Genomic DNA, 14,935 nt, shown 5'->3' with positions numbered 1-14,935 from the left:
GTCCGCTCCGCCTCCGATTCCGTGGACGTGTGCCTGTTCGACCTGCGGGTACACGGCCGCGACGACGAGCTGAAGGAGCATTGTGGCTGCACATCGCAAGAACATCTTCGTGATCGGTCTGGACGACGCCAATCTGCCGGCCCTGGGCGAGATACCCCGCGCCGAGGAGTACCGCTTCCACCAGCTGCTCACCGTCGAGGAGCTGCAGGGCGGTGAGGTCTCGGTACCGGCGCTCCTGGAGAAGGCGCAGGGGATCCTCGACGCCTTCGACGGCAGCATCGACGCGATCGTCGGCTACTGGGACTTCCCCGTCAGCACGCTCGTGGCGATCCTGGGCGACCGGTACGGCACGCACCACACCAGCCTGGAATCGGTCGTGAAGTGCGAGCACAAGTACTGGAGCAGGCTGGAGCAGCAGAAGGTCATCGACGAGCACCCGCGCTTCGGCCGGGTCGATCTCGACACGGACGATCCGCGTCCGCCGGAGGGCGTGCGCTTCCCGATGTGGCTCAAGCCCGCGCTGTCGTATTCCTCCGAGCTGGCCTACAGCGTCAAGAACCAGGAGGAGTTCCGCGAGGCCGTCGCCCGCATCAAGGAGGGGATCAGCCGGGTCGGCCGCCCCTTCGAGTACATCCTCAAGCAGGTGGACCTGCCTCCCGAGATGGAGGGCGTCGGCGGTGAGGTGTGTCTCGCGGAGGAGGCGCTCTCGGGCGTCCAGGTCGCCGTGGAGGGGTACGTCCACCGGGGCGCGGTCGTCGTCTACGGCGTCCTCGACTCCATCAACTACCCGGACTCCTCGTGCTTCCTGCGCCACCAGTACCCGTCGGCCCTGCCGGAGCCGGTGCAGCAGCGCCTTCGCGACGTGTCGAAGCGGGTGATACGGCAGATCGGCATGGACGCGGCGACGTTCAGCATCGAGTACTTCTACGATCCGAGCACCGACGCCGTGAATCTCCTGGAGATCAATCCCCGGCACTCGCAGGCGCACGCGGAGCTCTTCGCGTACGTCGACGGCGTCCCCAACCACCACTGCATGGTCAGCCTCGCCTTCGACGAGGACCCCGCGCTGCCCTACCGCGAGGGGCCGTACGAGGCGTCGGCCAAGTGGTACTACCGGTGGTTCGCCGACGGCGTGGCGCACAGCGTGCCCTCGCGCGAGGAGATCGACCGGATCGAGCGCGAGATCCCCGGGGTGCGCATCGAGGTAGGTGTCGAGGAGGGCCGGAAGCTGTCCGAAGCCACCCACCAGGACAGCTACAGCTTCGAGCTGGCGCACGTCGACACCGGCGGCGACAGTGAAGAGGACCTGCGCCGCAAGTACGACCAGTGCGTGGCCGCGCTCGGACTCGACTTCGACGACACCGAGCCCGGCGGCCGCGACGTCACCAACGACTGACCGAAGGACGGAAACGGAACCCGCCTGCCCGGCGGGGAAGCAACCGAGAGGACGGCACCGCTCCATGCGCTACGTGGACCATCTCCCGTACGCGACGAAAGAAGAAGAACACGTCGTCATCCCCATGTCCGACGGTATCCGGCTCTCGGCCCGCATCTGGCGTCCCACGTCCTCGGACGACGACCCGGTGCCGGCCGTCCTGGAGTACATCCCGTACCGCAAACGCGATCTGAGTTCCGAGCGCGACTCGATGCACCACCCCTACATCGCGGGGCACGGGTACGCGTGCGTCCGCGTGGACCTGCGCGGGACCGGCGAGTCCGAGGGCGTGCTCACCGACGAGTACGTGGAGCAGGAGCAGACCGACGCAGAGGAAGTGCTCGCCTGGCTGGCGGAGCAGCCCTGGTGCGACGGCGCCACCGGCATGATGGGCATCTCCTGGGGCGCGTTCGCCGCCCTCCAGGTGGCGGCCCGCAGGCCGCCGAGCCTGCGCGCCGTGGTCATCTCCTCGTTCACCGACGACCGCTACGCCGACGACATGCACTACATGGGCGGCGCCATGCTGTCGGACAACCTCGCCGAGGCGGGCACCATGTTCGCCTACGCCACCTGTCCGCCGGATCCGACGGTGGTCGGCGACCGCTGGCGCGACATGTGGCAGGAGCGGCTCGACCACGCCAAGCCGTGGGTCCTGGAGTGGCTGCGCCACCAGCGCCGCGACGCGTACTGGCGGCACGCCTCGGTCTGCGAGAACTACCGGGACGTGCGGTGCCCCGTCCTCGCCTCCAGCGGCTGGGCGGACGGCTACTCCAACGCCGTGACCCGGCTGCTGGGCAACCTCGACGTGCCCCGCAAGGGTCTGATCGGCCCCTGGTCGCACAAGTATCCGCACCTGGGCGAGCCCGGCCCCGCCATCGGCTACCTCCAGGAAGTCGTGCGCTGGTGGGACCACTGGCTCAAGGGCGAGGAGAACGGCGTGATGGAGGGCCCGATGCTGCGGGCCTGGATGCAGGAGAGCGTGCCGCCCTCCACCGCGTACGAGGAGCGCCCCGGGCGCTGGGTCGGCGAGCCGGAGTGGCCCTCGCCGCACATCGAGCAGGTCAGCCATCCGCTGGCGCCGCACCGCATCGTCATGGCGGGCGACGCGCCGCAGGGCGAGGCCATGACCGTGCAGTCCCCGCTGTCCGTCGGCCAGTTCGCCGGGAAGTGGGCGTCGTACAACGCGCCGCCCGACCTGCCCTACGACCAGCGCGAGGAGGACGGCGGGTCACTGGTCTTCGACTCGCCGGAGCTGACGGAGACCGTCGAGATCCTCGGCTCCCCCGCCGTGGAACTCGATCTGTCGGTCAGTGAGCCGGTGGCCACGGTCGCGGCCCGCATCTCCGACATCGCCCCCGACGGCAGCGCCACCCGCGTCACCTACGGCGTGCTCAACCTGACCCGCAGGGACGGCACCGGCGAGCCCGAACCCCTCGAACCGGGCCGCCGCTACCGGGCGACCCTCCAGCTCAACGGCGTCGCCCAGTCGTTCCCGCCGGGCCACCGCATCCGGCTCTCCCTGTCCACCTCCTACTGGCCGCTGGCCTGGCCCCCGCCCCGGCCCGTGCTGCTCAGCGTGTACGAGGGGACCAGCGCGCTGCGGCTGCCGGTGCGCCCGGCCTCGGCGCCGGACGGCGTGCCGCAGCGGCCCTTCGACGAGCCCGAGGGCACCCGGCCGCTCGCCACCACCCGGATCACCCAGCCGGAGCAGAAATGGGAGGTCAAGCGCGACCTCATCGGATACGACTGGGCGCTGGAGATCGTCAAGGACCGCGGCACCGTGCGCTACGAGGAGATCGGGCTCGACGTCGGCTGCCGGGCCTACGAGCGGTACACCGCGACCGGCGACGACTTCACCTCGGTGGGCGGTGAGACGGACTGGACAATGCGGTTCCAGCGCGGTGACTGGGAGGTGAGCGTGCGCACCCGCACGGTGCTGACGTGCGACGAGGACAACTTCTTCGTCGACGCGACACTCGACGGCTACGAGGGCGGGCGCCGGGTCTTCTCCCGTACGTGGAACGAGACCCTGCCGCGTGACTGGCTGTGACCCGCCCGCCCCCGTGCGGCGGCGCGGCGGCCGGGTTTGCCGCGCGCCCCGGGGGAGACTCGCCCCCACCGGATGCCGAGACCATGCCAAGACCATGGAGACCGTCATGTCCACCGTCACGGAGCACGCATGAGCGCACAGAAGCCCGGACCGCTGCCGGGCCGCCCCGAGTCGTACTGGATGGAGACCGCCGCGGCGTCGGCCCACCCGCCCCTGACCGACGACATCGAGGTCGACGTCGCCGTGGTGGGCGGCGGCGTCGCGGGGCTCAGCACGGCGTGGGAGCTGGCCCGCGGCGGCCGGTCGGTCGCCGTCCTGGAGGCCGACCGGATCGCCGCCGGCGTCACCGGCCACACCACCGCCAAGGTGACCGCGCTGCACTCCCTCGTGTACGAGCGGCTGCGCCGCACCCGCGGCCCCGAGGTGGCCCGGCTCTACGCCGAGTCCCAGCAGCAGGCGGTGGAGCACGTGGCGGCGGTCTGCGCCGAGCTCGGCATCGACTGCGACCTTGAGCGCGCGCCCGCCTACACCTACACCGTCCGGGCCTCCGAGACCGGCCAGTTGCGGGCCGAGGCCGCCGCGGCCAGGGAGGCGGGCCTGCCCGCCGTGTACACGGACGAGACCGGCTTGCCCTTCCCCGTGGCGGGCGCGGTGCGCGTGGAGGACCAGGCGCAGTTCCATCCCCGCGCCTACCTGCTCGCGCTCGCCGACGACCTCTGCGCACGCGGCGGCGTCATCCACGAGCGGACCCGGGTGACCGGCCTGCACGAGGGCTCACCCTGCACGGTGACCACCGAGTCAGGGCGCACGGTCACCGCACGGTCCGTCGTCGTCGCCACGCATTACCCGGTCTTCGACCGTGCCCTGCTGTTCGCCCGCCTCTCCCCCCGGCGTGAACTCGTCGTCGCCGCGCCCCTGGCCGCGGGCGGCGACCCGGGCGGCATGTACATCACGCAGGACGAGGGGAAGCGCTCGGTGCGCACCGCGCCCTACGGTGGCGACGGCGGGCGGCTCCTCATCGTCACGGGCGACAGCTTCACCCCGGGGACGGGCGACGCCGCCGCCGGTTTCACCGCCCTCGACGCCTGGATGCGTGAGCGCTTCGAGGTCGGGGAGACGGCCTACCGGTGGGCGGCGCAGGACAACGACGTCACCGACGGCGTGCCGATGATCGGCGCCTTCCACCCCGGCGCCCGGCACACCTATGTGGCGACCGGGTTCGGCGGCTGGGGCATGAGCGGCGGGGTGCTGGCCGGGCAGCTGCTCACCCGGCTGATCGGCGGGGAGACGTCCCCCTGGACGGAGCTGTACGACCCGCGCCGGCTGTGGAGCACCGTGCGGGAGGCCCCCGCGCTGCTCCGTCAGCAGGCCGACGTCGCGAAGCACTTCATCGGTGACCGGCTCCGCACCACCCATGTCGACTCCGTCGACGAGATCCCCACGGGGTCCGGTGCGGTGGTGCGCGTCGAGGGGCGCCGCTGCGCGGTGCACAGGGACGAGAGCGGCGCGCTGCATGCCGTCTCCGCACGCTGCACCCACCTGGGCTGCCTGGTCGCCTTCAACGAGGCGGAGACGACGTGGGAGTGCCCCTGCCACGGCTCCCGCTTCGCCACCGACGGCTCGGTTCTGCAGGGCCCGGCGACCCGTCCGCTGGAGCCCAGGGAGCTGCCCGGGTCATGAGGATCCTGCCGCGCGAAGTCTCCGGCACCGCGGCGGCGCGGCGCGAGCGGTGTGGCGGCGGTGCACATGTTGCCGGTCAGTGCTCTCGGCGCCGGAAGTGCATCCGTACCACCGTGCCTTCCGCGCCCAGCCGTTCGGTGAGCAGGTCGCTCAACTGGCGTGCGGCCCACAGGCCATGGCCCCTCGCGGCGCGCGGATCGGGCGGGAGGTGCCCCAGGTAGGCCGCGTCCGGCGCCGGAACGGCGGGCCGCCCGCTCCCGGCGTCGGTCACCTCGCAGACGATCCAGTCGGAGTCGCACCACAGCCGCAGCACGCCCCGGCCGCCACCGAAGCGGACGGCGTTCACCACGGCCTCGTGCACGGCGGCGACCATGTCGCGGGCGCGGTCCTCGGCGACCCGGCAGCGCCGGGCGTACTCGGCGACGGCCAGCCGGACCGCCACCGACTCGCCCCGGGCGAAGGGGACCGCTCGGGCCGGTCCGGACGGTTCGGCCACGCCGGGTGCGGCGCGCGCGAGTTCGTCGCACGCGGCGTAGAAGTCGGCCGGGTCCGTGTACGCGCCCTCGGTGACCGGGCCACCGGGGCCGGATGCCACCTCGGGGTGAGTGCGGCGGGCAGCGGTGAGCACGTCGTCGGGGAGGGCGCGGGCGTCGTAGGGGCACACGATCCAGTGGTCCGAGTCCGCGAACGCCACGTTGATCAGCGACTCGTACCGCTGCCACTCCCTGGTCTCGACGGCCGTGCGCCCCGTCCAGACCGGCTCGCCGATGACGCGGACACGCCGGGCGCCGCCCTCGTCGTGGTCCGCGCAGTAGTCGTTGTACCGGCCCAGGGTGCGCGACGGGAAGTGGTACCAGTCCAGGGCGTCGACGAAGTCGACCTCCCCTGCGGCCCTGCCGAGCGCGTCCCGCAGCAGCGTGATGTTGTCCCGGCCGACGACGGCGAGCACCGCGTCGCCCGCCGTGAGACCGTCCCGGACGAAGCCGACCGTGCCGGACAGGAACTCGTCGTCCGAGGCGTAGCACAGCGCCTGGTGGACGAAGCCGGTGCGTGTCATGAATCCTCGCGTCCCTTTCCCATGTCCAGGCCGGGGACGCGGTCCCAGCCGGTGACCCGCATGATCCTGCGCACATGCGGGGCGACGCCGTCCAGGACCAGGGCGCCGCCCATCGCGTACAGGCCGAACCCGGTGAAGACCAGCAGCCGTAGCGCGCACACGTCGATGAAGGTGAGGCCGCGGAGGTCGAGCCGGGTGCGGTGCGGGTCGTCCGGCCGCTCGGTGGCGCGCTCGGTCTCGGCGCGCAGGGCGCGGGCCACCGCGGTGACGTTGCTGTCGTCGATCTCGCCGCACAGGGCGAGGCCCGGGGGCGTGAACGTCCTTGTGATGCGGAGCAGTTCGTCCTGCCAGACGTCGTCGGCGACCGCTTGGCCGTGGTGCAGGGCGTCGAGCGCGGCCAGTTGGCCGGGGTCGACGAGGCGGTGGTCGTACAGGCACAGGCCGAGCGCGGGCAGCGTCGCGAAGACCGAGTCGAGCAGCCGCTCGGTCTCGCGGATCCCCTCGGTCCGGCCCGCGCCGGGGTCCGGCGTCACCTCGCAGGCGATCCGCAGCCCCAGGAAGCCGTCGGCCAATGCCTCCCGTGTCTCGTGGCGCACCAGTTCTGCGACGCCCCGCGCTCCTCCCCCGGCGGCGTCCGGCCGGGAGCGCGCCTTCAGTCTGCCCGCGGCCAGTGCGCCCGCCACGTCGCACCCCTCGCGCCGCAGAGCCCCGAGCAGAGCTTTTGAGGACGCCCCTTCCGACGTCAGGAGCAGTCCACGCTGGCCGCAGGCCAGGCCGTCCACGAGGAACGCGCCGAGCACCGCCGCGCGTTCCTCGTCCGTGTGGTAGCCGAGGAAGAGATGATCCCCCGGCCGCATCTGCCCCACGGCCCGCAGGGCAGGCGCCGCGTCCATCCTCACGTACCCCCTCCGCACAACGTCCGCCGCATCGCTACCCGTTGTGGCTGGACGATTACACGGTACGCATACGCGGGGCCCTGCGGAACGGAGTTGGGGAGCGGCGACAGGCCGGTGCGGGGAGGAGCACGGCGGTTTTCGGTCGGCGGAAAACCATTTGCGGCGCTTCGTAGGCTGCGGGCATGTCTACGTCACTGTGTCTGCGGGAAATCACTCCCGGAAACTTCGAGTCCGCGATCGGCCTGCGGGTCCGCCCCGACCAGGAACATTTGGTGGCACCGGTGGTGAAGTCGCTGGCCGAGGCGTACGTCCATCCCGGTGTCGCGTGGCCCCGGCTCATCTGTGACGGGGACGAGGTCGTCGGCTTCCTCATGGCCTTCTTCGACATCGAGTGGAGCGGGACCGGCCAGGGCACGGACTTCCGCTCCGGTCTCTGGCGCCTCAACGTCGCGGCCGAGAAGCAGGGGCGGGGCTGCGGGCGCTTCGCGGTGGAGTCCGTGGCCACCGAGATCCGGCGCCGGGGCGGCACGCGCCTGACGACCACCTGGCATCCGGGGAGCGACGGCCCGGAGGGCTTCTACCTGGCGCTCGGCTTCCGGCCGACCGGGGAGACCAGCGGGGGTCAGACGGTGGGGGCGCTGGAGCTGGTCTGAGCGGCCGACGCCGTACGCTCCGCGCCCCCTGTCAGGTGTCAGCCGAGGTAGTCCGCACGCCCTTCGCCGTCGAGTTCGAAGGGCCCCTCGGGGATGATGCAGAACTCGTTGCCCTCGGGGTCGGCCATCACCAGGAACCCGCCGTCGTCGTACCCCTGAAGCCTGCGTCCGCCGAGCGTCTCCACCCGCCGTTGCTCGGCGGCGGGATCGGGCGATTCGAGGTCGAAGTGCATGCGGTTCTTGCCGGGATCGGGCGCGTCGTTCCGCTGGATCCCCATGCCGAGGCCGTTCTCACGGCGGAGCCATACGTACGGTCCGGTGCGGCCGACGATCGGCCTGCCGAGCAGCTCGGACCAGAACGCGGCGAGCCGCTCGGGGTCCTTGGCGTCGAGGATGAGGGCGTTGATCTGCATGACTGTTCCTTTCAGGGACGTGCGGCCGGCGCTCGTATCGCTCCGGTCCGGGCCTTCGCGAAAACCCGTTGGCGGGCCGCGGCGGCCACTGCTACTTTTTCCCAGGCCGTGCGAGACAACGAGGAGGTGGTACCCGTGAACGCAGAATCGACATGGGTGCTCCCCTCCGGGGTCACGGTCGGACGGCAGGTCGTCCGGGAGCGCCGCTGTGAGCACTCCCGAAAGGCACGACCATGCACTTCACTTCCGAAAAGCGCCTCGACGACGGCGTCGTAGAGCGCGAATTCACCCTCGGCGAGATCCCCGGCACCCTGTGGACGCCCGGACGCGCACCTGCCCCGCTGGTCCTGATGGCCCACAACAACGGTCTGCCCAAGGCGGAGCCCCGACTGGTGGCCAGGGCCAGGTACACGGCGGCGCGCGGGTACGCGGTGGCCACCATCGACGCCGCCGGGTGCGGTGACCGTCCGCGTTCCCCCGCCGCCGAGCAAGCCCGTGCGGACCTCCGGCGGGCGATGCGGGCCGGCGAGCCGGTCGACGAGATCTTCGAGTCCCTGATCGGCCCGCTGGTCGAGAACGCGGTCCCGGAATGGCGGACCACTCTGGACGCCCTGCTCGAACTGCCCGGGATCAGCGGGCCGGTCGGGTACTCCGGAGGGTGGACCGCCCTCGGCATCCGCCTGGCGGTCACAGAGCCGCGCATCGCGGCGGCGGGCTTCTTCGCCGGAGGGTACGTTCCCCTTGCCCAGCGCGAGGAGGCCCGCCAGGTCACCATTCCGCTGCTGTTCCTGCTGCAGTGGGACGACGAGGGGAACCCCCGGCAGCGGGCCCTGGACCTGTTCGACGCCTTCGGCAGCGAGCAGAAGACGCTGCACGCCAATCTGGGCGGCCACACCGGCACCCCGGAGTTCGAGCTGGAGGACGGGTGCCGGTTCCTGGACCGGCACCTGAAGTGAGACCGGACCGGCCCACCGGCGGCGGACGGTAGGCGGTAGGCGGTGTCCCGGCCCCACTTCAGGGCCGGGGCACCGTCAGGCCACCGCTCTGGCCCGCGACGCGTTGCCGGGCCTGTCGTGGTGGATCGGCGTCCGTGCCCCGGTCAACGGGTGGCCTGTGCCGCCCTGGCGCGTCGCGACGATCTCCGCCGCGATGGACAGGGCGGTCTCCTCGGGCGTGCGGGCCCCGAGGTCGAGGCCGATCGGCGAGCGCAGCCGGGCCAGTTCGTCCTCGGTGATGCCTTCCTCGCGCAGCCTGCGGTTGCGGTCCTCGTGCGTGCGGCGCGATCCCATCGCGCCGACGAACGCGACGGGCAGCCGCAGCGCCGCCGCGAGCAGCGGCACGTCGAACTTGGCGTCGTGGGTGAGGACGCACAGGACGGTGCGGCCGTCCGTCTCCGTCTCGCTGAGATAGCGGTGCGGCCACTCGACCACGACCTCGTCGGCCTCCGCGAAGCGGGCCCGGGTGGCGAAGACGGGGCGGGCGTCGCAGACCGTCACGTGGTAGCCGAGGAACTTGCCCGCGCGGACCAGGGCCGCCGCGAAGTCGACGGCACCGAAGACGATCATGCGGGGCGGCGGCACGCTCGACTCGACGAGGACCGTCACCTCGCTTCCGCAGTGCGCGCCGCTCTCGGAGACGACGAACTCCCCGGTGCGGCCGGCCGCCAGCAGGGCGCGGCTCTCCCCCACCGCGGTGCGGTCCAGCTCCGGGTGGCCGCCCAGCGTCCCTTCGTACGTTCCGCTCCGCCGCTCCCCGTCCGATCCTGCGGGGGCCACCAGGAGCGGCCTGCCGAGCAGTTCGGCCGGGCCCCTGAAGACTCGGGCCAGGGCCGTCGCCCCGCCGCGGGCGGCGGTGGAAAGGGCGGCGGCGAACACCGCCCTGTCCGGTGCGTCCGCGGCCACCGGGGCGACCAGGACCTCGATGGTTCCGCCGCAGGTCAGCCCGACGGCGAAGGCATCCTCGTCGCTGTAGCCGAACCGCTCGACGGTGGCTTCGCCGTCCTGGAGGGCCTGGACGCACAGGTCGTAGACCGCCGCTTCCACGCAGCCGCCGGAGACCGAGCCGATGACGGTGCCGCCGCCGTCGACGGCCATGGCGGCGCCGGGACCGCGCGGTGCGCTGCCGCCGACGCTCACGACGGTCGCGACGGCGAAGTCCCGGCCCTCCCTGATCCACCGGTCCAGGTCGGCGGCGATGTCAAGCACGGGTGTCGTCCCCGGGCCCGGTCAGCGGCCGCAGGACGCGGTCGGGGCGGATGGGCAGGGAGCGGTGGCGCACACCCGTCGCGTGCCAGACCGCGTTGGCGACGGCCGCCGCTGCGCCCACGATGCCGATCTCCCCGATGCCCTTGATGCCGACCGGGTCGTCGTCGTCCGGGTCGGCCACCCAGTCCGCCTCGATGTGCGGCACGTCGGCGTGGGTGGCGACGTGGTAGCCCGCGAGGTCGGGGCCGACGAGCCCGCCCGACGCGGCGTCCCTGACCGCCTCCTCGTGCAGCGCCATCGACAGGCCCCAGGTCATGCCGCCGATCAGCTGGCTGCGGGCGGTCAGCGGGTTGACGATCCGGCCCGCGGCGAAGATGCCGAGCATGCGCCGCACCCGTACCTCGCCGCTGGTGACGTCCACGGCTACCTCGGCGAACTGCGCGCCGAAGGAGTGCCGCTCCTTCTGGGTGAGCGCGCCGATGGCCTCGCTGGTGTCTGAGCGCGCGGTGATGCCCTCTGCCGGGATCTCCCCGCCGGGGACCAGCTTCTCCCGCAGCTCGCGGGCCGCGAGGTTGATCGCCCAGCCCCAGGAGCGGGTGCCCATGGAGCCGCCCGCGATCATCGCGGGACCGAAGTCGCTGTCCGCGATCCGCACGTGCACGCGCTCCGGCGGCACTTCCAGGGCGTCCGCGGCGATCAGGGTGAGGGCGGTCCGTGCGCCGGTGCCGACGTCCGCCGCGGTGATGCGCACGGTGAAGGTGCCGTCGGCCTCCGCCGTCACCGCGGCCGTGCTCGGGGCGACGAGCACCGGGAACGTGGCGGCGGCCATGCCGGTGCCGAGCAGCCAGCGCCCTTCGCGGCGCAGCCCCGGCCGCGGGTCGCGGTCCGCCCAGCCGAACCTGCGGGCGCCCTCCTCGTAGCACGCCGTCAGGTTGCGGCTGCTGAACGGCAGGCCGGAGACGGGGCCCGTCTCGGGTTCGTTGCGGACCCGCAGCGCGATGGGGTCCATGCCGCACTTCTCGGCGAGTTCGTCGAGCGCGGACTCCACCGCGAAGGAGCCGGGCGCCTCGCCCGGGGCCCGCACATAGGTCGGGGTCGGCACGTCGAGGCGTACGACGCGGTTGACGGTGTGGTGCGCGTCGGCCCCGTACATCGGGCGGGCGAAGCCGGCACTCGTCTCGACGAACTCGTGGACGGTGGACGACAGGCTCTGCCCTTGGTGGTCGAAGGCGCGCAGCCGGCCGTCCGGGTCGGCACCGAGCCGGACGCGCTGCGCGGTGGGGCTGCGGTAGCCGACGAGCGAGAACATCTGCCGGCGGGTCATGACGACGCGGACCGGCCGGTCGAGCGCGGTCGCCGCCATGGCGGCGGCGACCTGGTGGGCCCGCAGCCCCTTGGACCCGAAGGCCCCACCGACGTGCTCGGACCGCACCCGCACCGAGGCGGGGTCGAGGGAGAACAGCTTCGACAGCTCGTCGGCGACCCAGGTGCTGCCCTGGTTGGAGTCGGCCACTTCCAGGCGCCCGCCCTCCCAGCGCGCCATCGCCGCGTGCGGCTCCATCGACGCGTGGTGTTCCTCGGGCGTGGTGTACTCGGCGTCCACCAGGTGGGCGGACGCGGCGAGCTGGGCCTCCAGGTCGCCCTTCTCCGTACGCATACCGTCGCCGTCCGGTGTGTACGTGCCCGGACGTCCCGCGGAGAAGTCGACGTCGTGCGGTTCCTGGTCGTACTGGACCACCAGCGCGTCGGCGGCCGCTCTGGCCTGCTCGGACGTCTCGGCGACGACCAGCGCCACCGGCCAGCCCACGAAGGGAACCCGGTCGTGCTGGAAGAGTCCGATGAGCGGGTCGGGCTTTCCCAGCAGGCCCACGTAGTCCGCGTCGACGCGCGGCGCGTTCCCGTGGTGCAGCACGGCGAGGACGCCGGACATCGCGAGGACGGGGGCGTCGTCGACCGAGCGGACCCGGCCGCGGGCGATCGTGGACAGCACGAGCCAGCCGTGGGCGAGGTCGGCGAAGGGGATCTCGCCGGCGTAGCGGGCGGCGCCGGTGACCTTCTCGCGGCCCTCGACGCGGGAGTGCGCGGTGCCGACGGCGCCCGTCACCGCGGTGGTTGCGGTGGTCGTGGTCATCGGGTGGCCTCCTCGGTGAGTTCGGTCAGCAGGGCCACGACGAGGTTGCGGATCAGCGTCACCTTGTAGCCGTTGCCGGGCAGCGCGCGGGCGCCCGCCAGTTCGGCGTCGGCCGCGGCGGCGAAGGCTGCGGCGCTCGCCGGGCCGCCGGTCAGCGCCTGCTCGGCGGCCCGGGCCCGCCACGGCCGCGAGGCGACCGCGCCGATGCCGATGCGTACGTCCCGTACGACTGAGTCGTGTACGTCGAGGGCCGCCGCGATCGAGCCGATGGCGAAGGCGTAGGAGGCGCGCTCACGCACCTTGCGGTAGCGGGAGAGCGCCGCGACGGGGGCGGGCGGCAGGCTCACACCGGTGATCAGCGCGCCGGACGGCAGCGCGGTCTCCAGGTGCGGGGTGTCGCCCACGGGCAGGTAGAACTCGGCGATCGGCAGTTCGCCGGGGCCGTCCGCCGTCTCGTAGTGGATGACGGCGTCGAAGGCGGCCAGGGCCACCCCCATGTCGGAGGGGTGGATCGCCACGCAGTGCTCGGTGGCGCCGAGGATCGCGTGGTTGTGGTGCTCGCCCTCGACGGCGGAGCAGCCGGTGCCGGGCTCGCGCTTGTTGCAGGGCCTCGCCAGGTCGGTGAAGTAGCCGCAGCGGGTGCGCTGCAGGAGGTTGCCGCCGACCGTCGCCATGTTGCGCAGCTGGCCGGAGGCGCCCGCGAGGACCGCCTGGGAGAGCGCCGGGTAACGGCGGCGCACCTCGGGGTGGGCGGCGAGGTCGCTGTTGGTGACGGTCGCGCCGATGCGCAGCCCGCCGTCGGCGGTCGTCTCGATCCGGTCCAGGGGCAGTTCGCGTACGTCGACGAGGAGCGCGGGCCGCTCCACGCCGCTCTTCATCAGGTCGACGAGGTTGGTGCCACCGCCGAGGTAGCGGGCCTCGGGGTCGGCGCCGAGCACGGCCACCGCGCCCGGCACGTCGTACACCCGCTGATAGCCGAAGTCCCTCATACCGCTTCCTCCTCGGCGCGCGCCGCCTTCGCGACGGCCTGCACGATCGACACGTACGCGCCGCAGCGGCACAGGTTGCCGCTCATCCGCTCGCGGATCTCCTCGGCGGTGAGCTCGGGCACGCCCGCCTCGGGCCGTACGTCGGTGGTGGCGGCGCTGGGCCAGCCGTCGGCGTGCTCCTGGAGTGCGCCGAGGGCGGAACAGATCTGCCCCGGCGTGCAGTAGCCGCACTGGAAACCGTCGAGGTCGAGGAAGGCCTGCTGCACGGGGTGCAGCCGGTCGCCGTCCGCGACGCCCTCGATCGTGGTGATCTCACGTCCCTCGGCGGCGACCGCGAGCTGCAGACAGGAGACGGCGCGTCGGCCGTCGATCAGCACTGTGCAGGCCCCGCACTGGCCTTGGTCACAGCCCTTCTTGGTGCCGGTCAGATCGAGCCGCTCACGCAGTGCGTCGAGCAGCGTGGTGCGGTGGTCGACGGACAGTGTGTGCTTCTCACCGTTGATGTTCAGGGTGACGGCACTGGACGTCGATGGAGCCATGAGCAGCCTTCTTTCGCGAATCGCGTCGAACGAGGCGGTCCCGGCGGGGAGTTCGGGAGAGGGTGGCGCTGAACTGGGACGGGGGCGCCCCGCCGCTTCGACGGCAGGGGCCCCCGGCGGCCGCGGCTGCCGCTATGGTGACCTCAAGCGGACAGATGTCCGCTAGTGGTTGAACCTAGCGGACAGTTGTCCGCTCAGCAAGGCTCAACCGGGCCGTGGTGCGCGGAAGGGGAAGGAGAGCCCATGGGGCAGCACAAGAACCAGCCCTTGCGCTCGGACGCGCAACGCAACCGCGAGCGGATCCTCGAGGTGGCCCTGGAGGAGCTGACGCGGGCGAGCGACGCGCCGCTCAGCGTGATCGCGAAGAAGGCGGGCGTAGGCCAGGGCACGTTCTACCGCAACTTCCCCAACCGCGAGACGCTCGTCCTCGAGGTGTACCGCTACGAGGTCCAGCACGTCTGCGACGCCGCCTGCCAGTTGCTGGCGAGCCGGCCCCCCGACCGGGCGCTGCGGGAGTGGATGGACCGGCTCGTCCGGTTCGGGATGGCCAAGGCCGGTCTGGCCGACGCCATACGCAAGGCCACCAGCGCGCTCGGCAGCCTGGCCGGAGTGGGTCCCGGCCCACTGACCGAGGCCGTCGCGCACCTGCTGCGGGCGAACGAGGAGGCCGGCACCATCCGGCCGGGAGTCACCCCCGACGACTTCCTGCTCGCCATCGCCGGCCTCTGGCAGATCGACCCGCGCAGCGACTGGGAGTCCCGGGCCGGCCGCCTCATGGACCTCGTCATGGACGGGCTGCGGGCCGGCGCGCCCGGACGCTGAGCGCGGAGGTTGGAAACCGCCGCCCGATCGGTCTACGGTCGAAAGATCGCTGCACACGATCCGACC

13 protein-coding genes are annotated in these 14,935 nt (G+C 72.5%); 6 read left to right on the top strand and 7 right to left on the bottom strand.

Annotation, left to right across the window (positions count from 1 at the left end; translation table 11 throughout):
* The first annotated feature begins 82 nt into the window (after positions 1-82).
* From AC07DI_RS27875 to AC07DI_RS27865, 3 genes are all read left to right on the top strand, one after another.
* Positions 83-1,396, top strand: coding sequence for an ATP-grasp domain-containing protein (locus AC07DI_RS27875; RefSeq protein ID WP_478906738.1), 1,314 nt, complete (start codon positions 83-85; stop codon positions 1,394-1,396).
* A gap of 64 nt (positions 1,397-1,460) precedes the next feature.
* On the top strand, positions 1,461-3,485 hold the full coding sequence (locus AC07DI_RS27870; protein WP_478906736.1) for a CocE/NonD family hydrolase: 2,025 nt from the start codon (positions 1,461-1,463) through the stop codon (positions 3,483-3,485).
* A 129-nt stretch (positions 3,486-3,614) separates the two neighbouring features.
* Positions 3,615-5,165, top strand: coding sequence for an FAD-dependent oxidoreductase (locus tag AC07DI_RS27865; protein WP_478906734.1), 1,551 nt, complete (start codon positions 3,615-3,617; stop codon positions 5,163-5,165).
* Positions 5,166-5,241: 76 nt separating this feature from the next.
* Here the strand turns inward: AC07DI_RS27865 and AC07DI_RS27860 are convergent, their stop codons facing one another.
* Positions 5,242-6,222, bottom strand: coding sequence for an anti-sigma factor RsbA family regulatory protein (locus AC07DI_RS27860; protein ID WP_478906732.1), 981 nt, complete (start codon positions 6,220-6,222; stop codon positions 5,242-5,244).
* Complete coding sequence (locus AC07DI_RS27855; protein ID WP_478906730.1) at positions 6,219-7,115, bottom strand: MEDS domain-containing protein; 897 nt, start codon at positions 7,113-7,115, stop codon at positions 6,219-6,221. Before AC07DI_RS27855 ends, AC07DI_RS27860 begins: the two co-directional genes overlap by 4 nt.
* 185 nt (positions 7,116-7,300) lie before the next feature.
* Between AC07DI_RS27855 and AC07DI_RS27850 the strand changes: the two genes are divergently transcribed.
* Complete coding sequence (locus AC07DI_RS27850) at positions 7,301-7,771, top strand: GNAT family N-acetyltransferase (RefSeq protein ID WP_478906728.1); 471 nt, start codon at positions 7,301-7,303, stop codon at positions 7,769-7,771.
* 38 nt (positions 7,772-7,809) lie between these two features.
* On the opposite strand, the gene AC07DI_RS27845 is transcribed toward AC07DI_RS27850, so the two are convergent.
* Positions 7,810-8,184 carry a VOC family protein gene (locus tag AC07DI_RS27845; RefSeq protein ID WP_478906726.1) on the bottom strand — a complete coding sequence of 125 codons (375 nt, stop codon included), beginning with the start codon at positions 8,182-8,184 and terminating at the stop codon, positions 7,810-7,812.
* Between the two features lie 233 nt (positions 8,185-8,417).
* On the opposite strand from AC07DI_RS27845, the gene AC07DI_RS27840 reads away from it, so the two are divergent.
* Positions 8,418-9,140: a dienelactone hydrolase family protein gene (locus tag AC07DI_RS27840; RefSeq protein WP_384253074.1), complete on the top strand. Its 723-nt coding sequence runs from the start codon at positions 8,418-8,420 to the stop codon at positions 9,138-9,140.
* 75 nt (positions 9,141-9,215) lie between these two features.
* Here AC07DI_RS27840 and AC07DI_RS27835 read toward each other — a convergent pair whose 3' ends face one another.
* The 4 genes from AC07DI_RS27835 to AC07DI_RS27820 are packed head-to-tail and all read right to left on the bottom strand — an operon-like array spanning position 9,216 to position 14,047.
* Positions 9,216-10,388 carry an XdhC family protein gene (locus AC07DI_RS27835; protein ID WP_478906724.1) on the bottom strand — a complete coding sequence of 391 codons (1,173 nt, stop codon included), beginning with the start codon at positions 10,386-10,388 and terminating at the stop codon, positions 9,216-9,218.
* Entirely contained in the window at positions 10,381-12,519 is a 2,139-nt protein-coding gene (locus AC07DI_RS27830) for a xanthine dehydrogenase family protein molybdopterin-binding subunit (protein ID WP_478906722.1), read from the bottom strand. The genes AC07DI_RS27835 and AC07DI_RS27830 overlap by 8 nt, the downstream gene beginning before the upstream one ends.
* Positions 12,516-13,508 carry an FAD binding domain-containing protein gene (locus AC07DI_RS27825; RefSeq protein ID WP_478906720.1) on the bottom strand — a complete coding sequence of 331 codons (993 nt, stop codon included), beginning with the start codon at positions 13,506-13,508 and terminating at the stop codon, positions 12,516-12,518. Before AC07DI_RS27825 ends, AC07DI_RS27830 begins: the two co-directional genes overlap by 4 nt.
* Positions 13,505-14,047: a (2Fe-2S)-binding protein gene (locus AC07DI_RS27820; protein ID WP_384253086.1), complete on the bottom strand. Its 543-nt coding sequence runs from the start codon at positions 14,045-14,047 to the stop codon at positions 13,505-13,507. The genes AC07DI_RS27825 and AC07DI_RS27820 overlap by 4 nt, the downstream gene beginning before the upstream one ends.
* A gap of 243 nt (positions 14,048-14,290) precedes the next feature.
* On the opposite strand from AC07DI_RS27820, the gene AC07DI_RS27815 reads away from it, so the two are divergent.
* Positions 14,291-14,869 carry a TetR/AcrR family transcriptional regulator gene (locus AC07DI_RS27815; protein WP_384253089.1) on the top strand — a complete coding sequence of 193 codons (579 nt, stop codon included), beginning with the start codon at positions 14,291-14,293 and terminating at the stop codon, positions 14,867-14,869.
* Positions 14,870-14,935: the final 66 nt, after the last annotated feature.

The sequence above is a fragment of the Streptomyces sp. NPDC044106 genome, assembly GCF_056433985.1.
The sequence above is the reverse complement of the archived record's forward strand: the minus strand, read 5'-3'. Positions and strand labels throughout refer to the sequence as shown.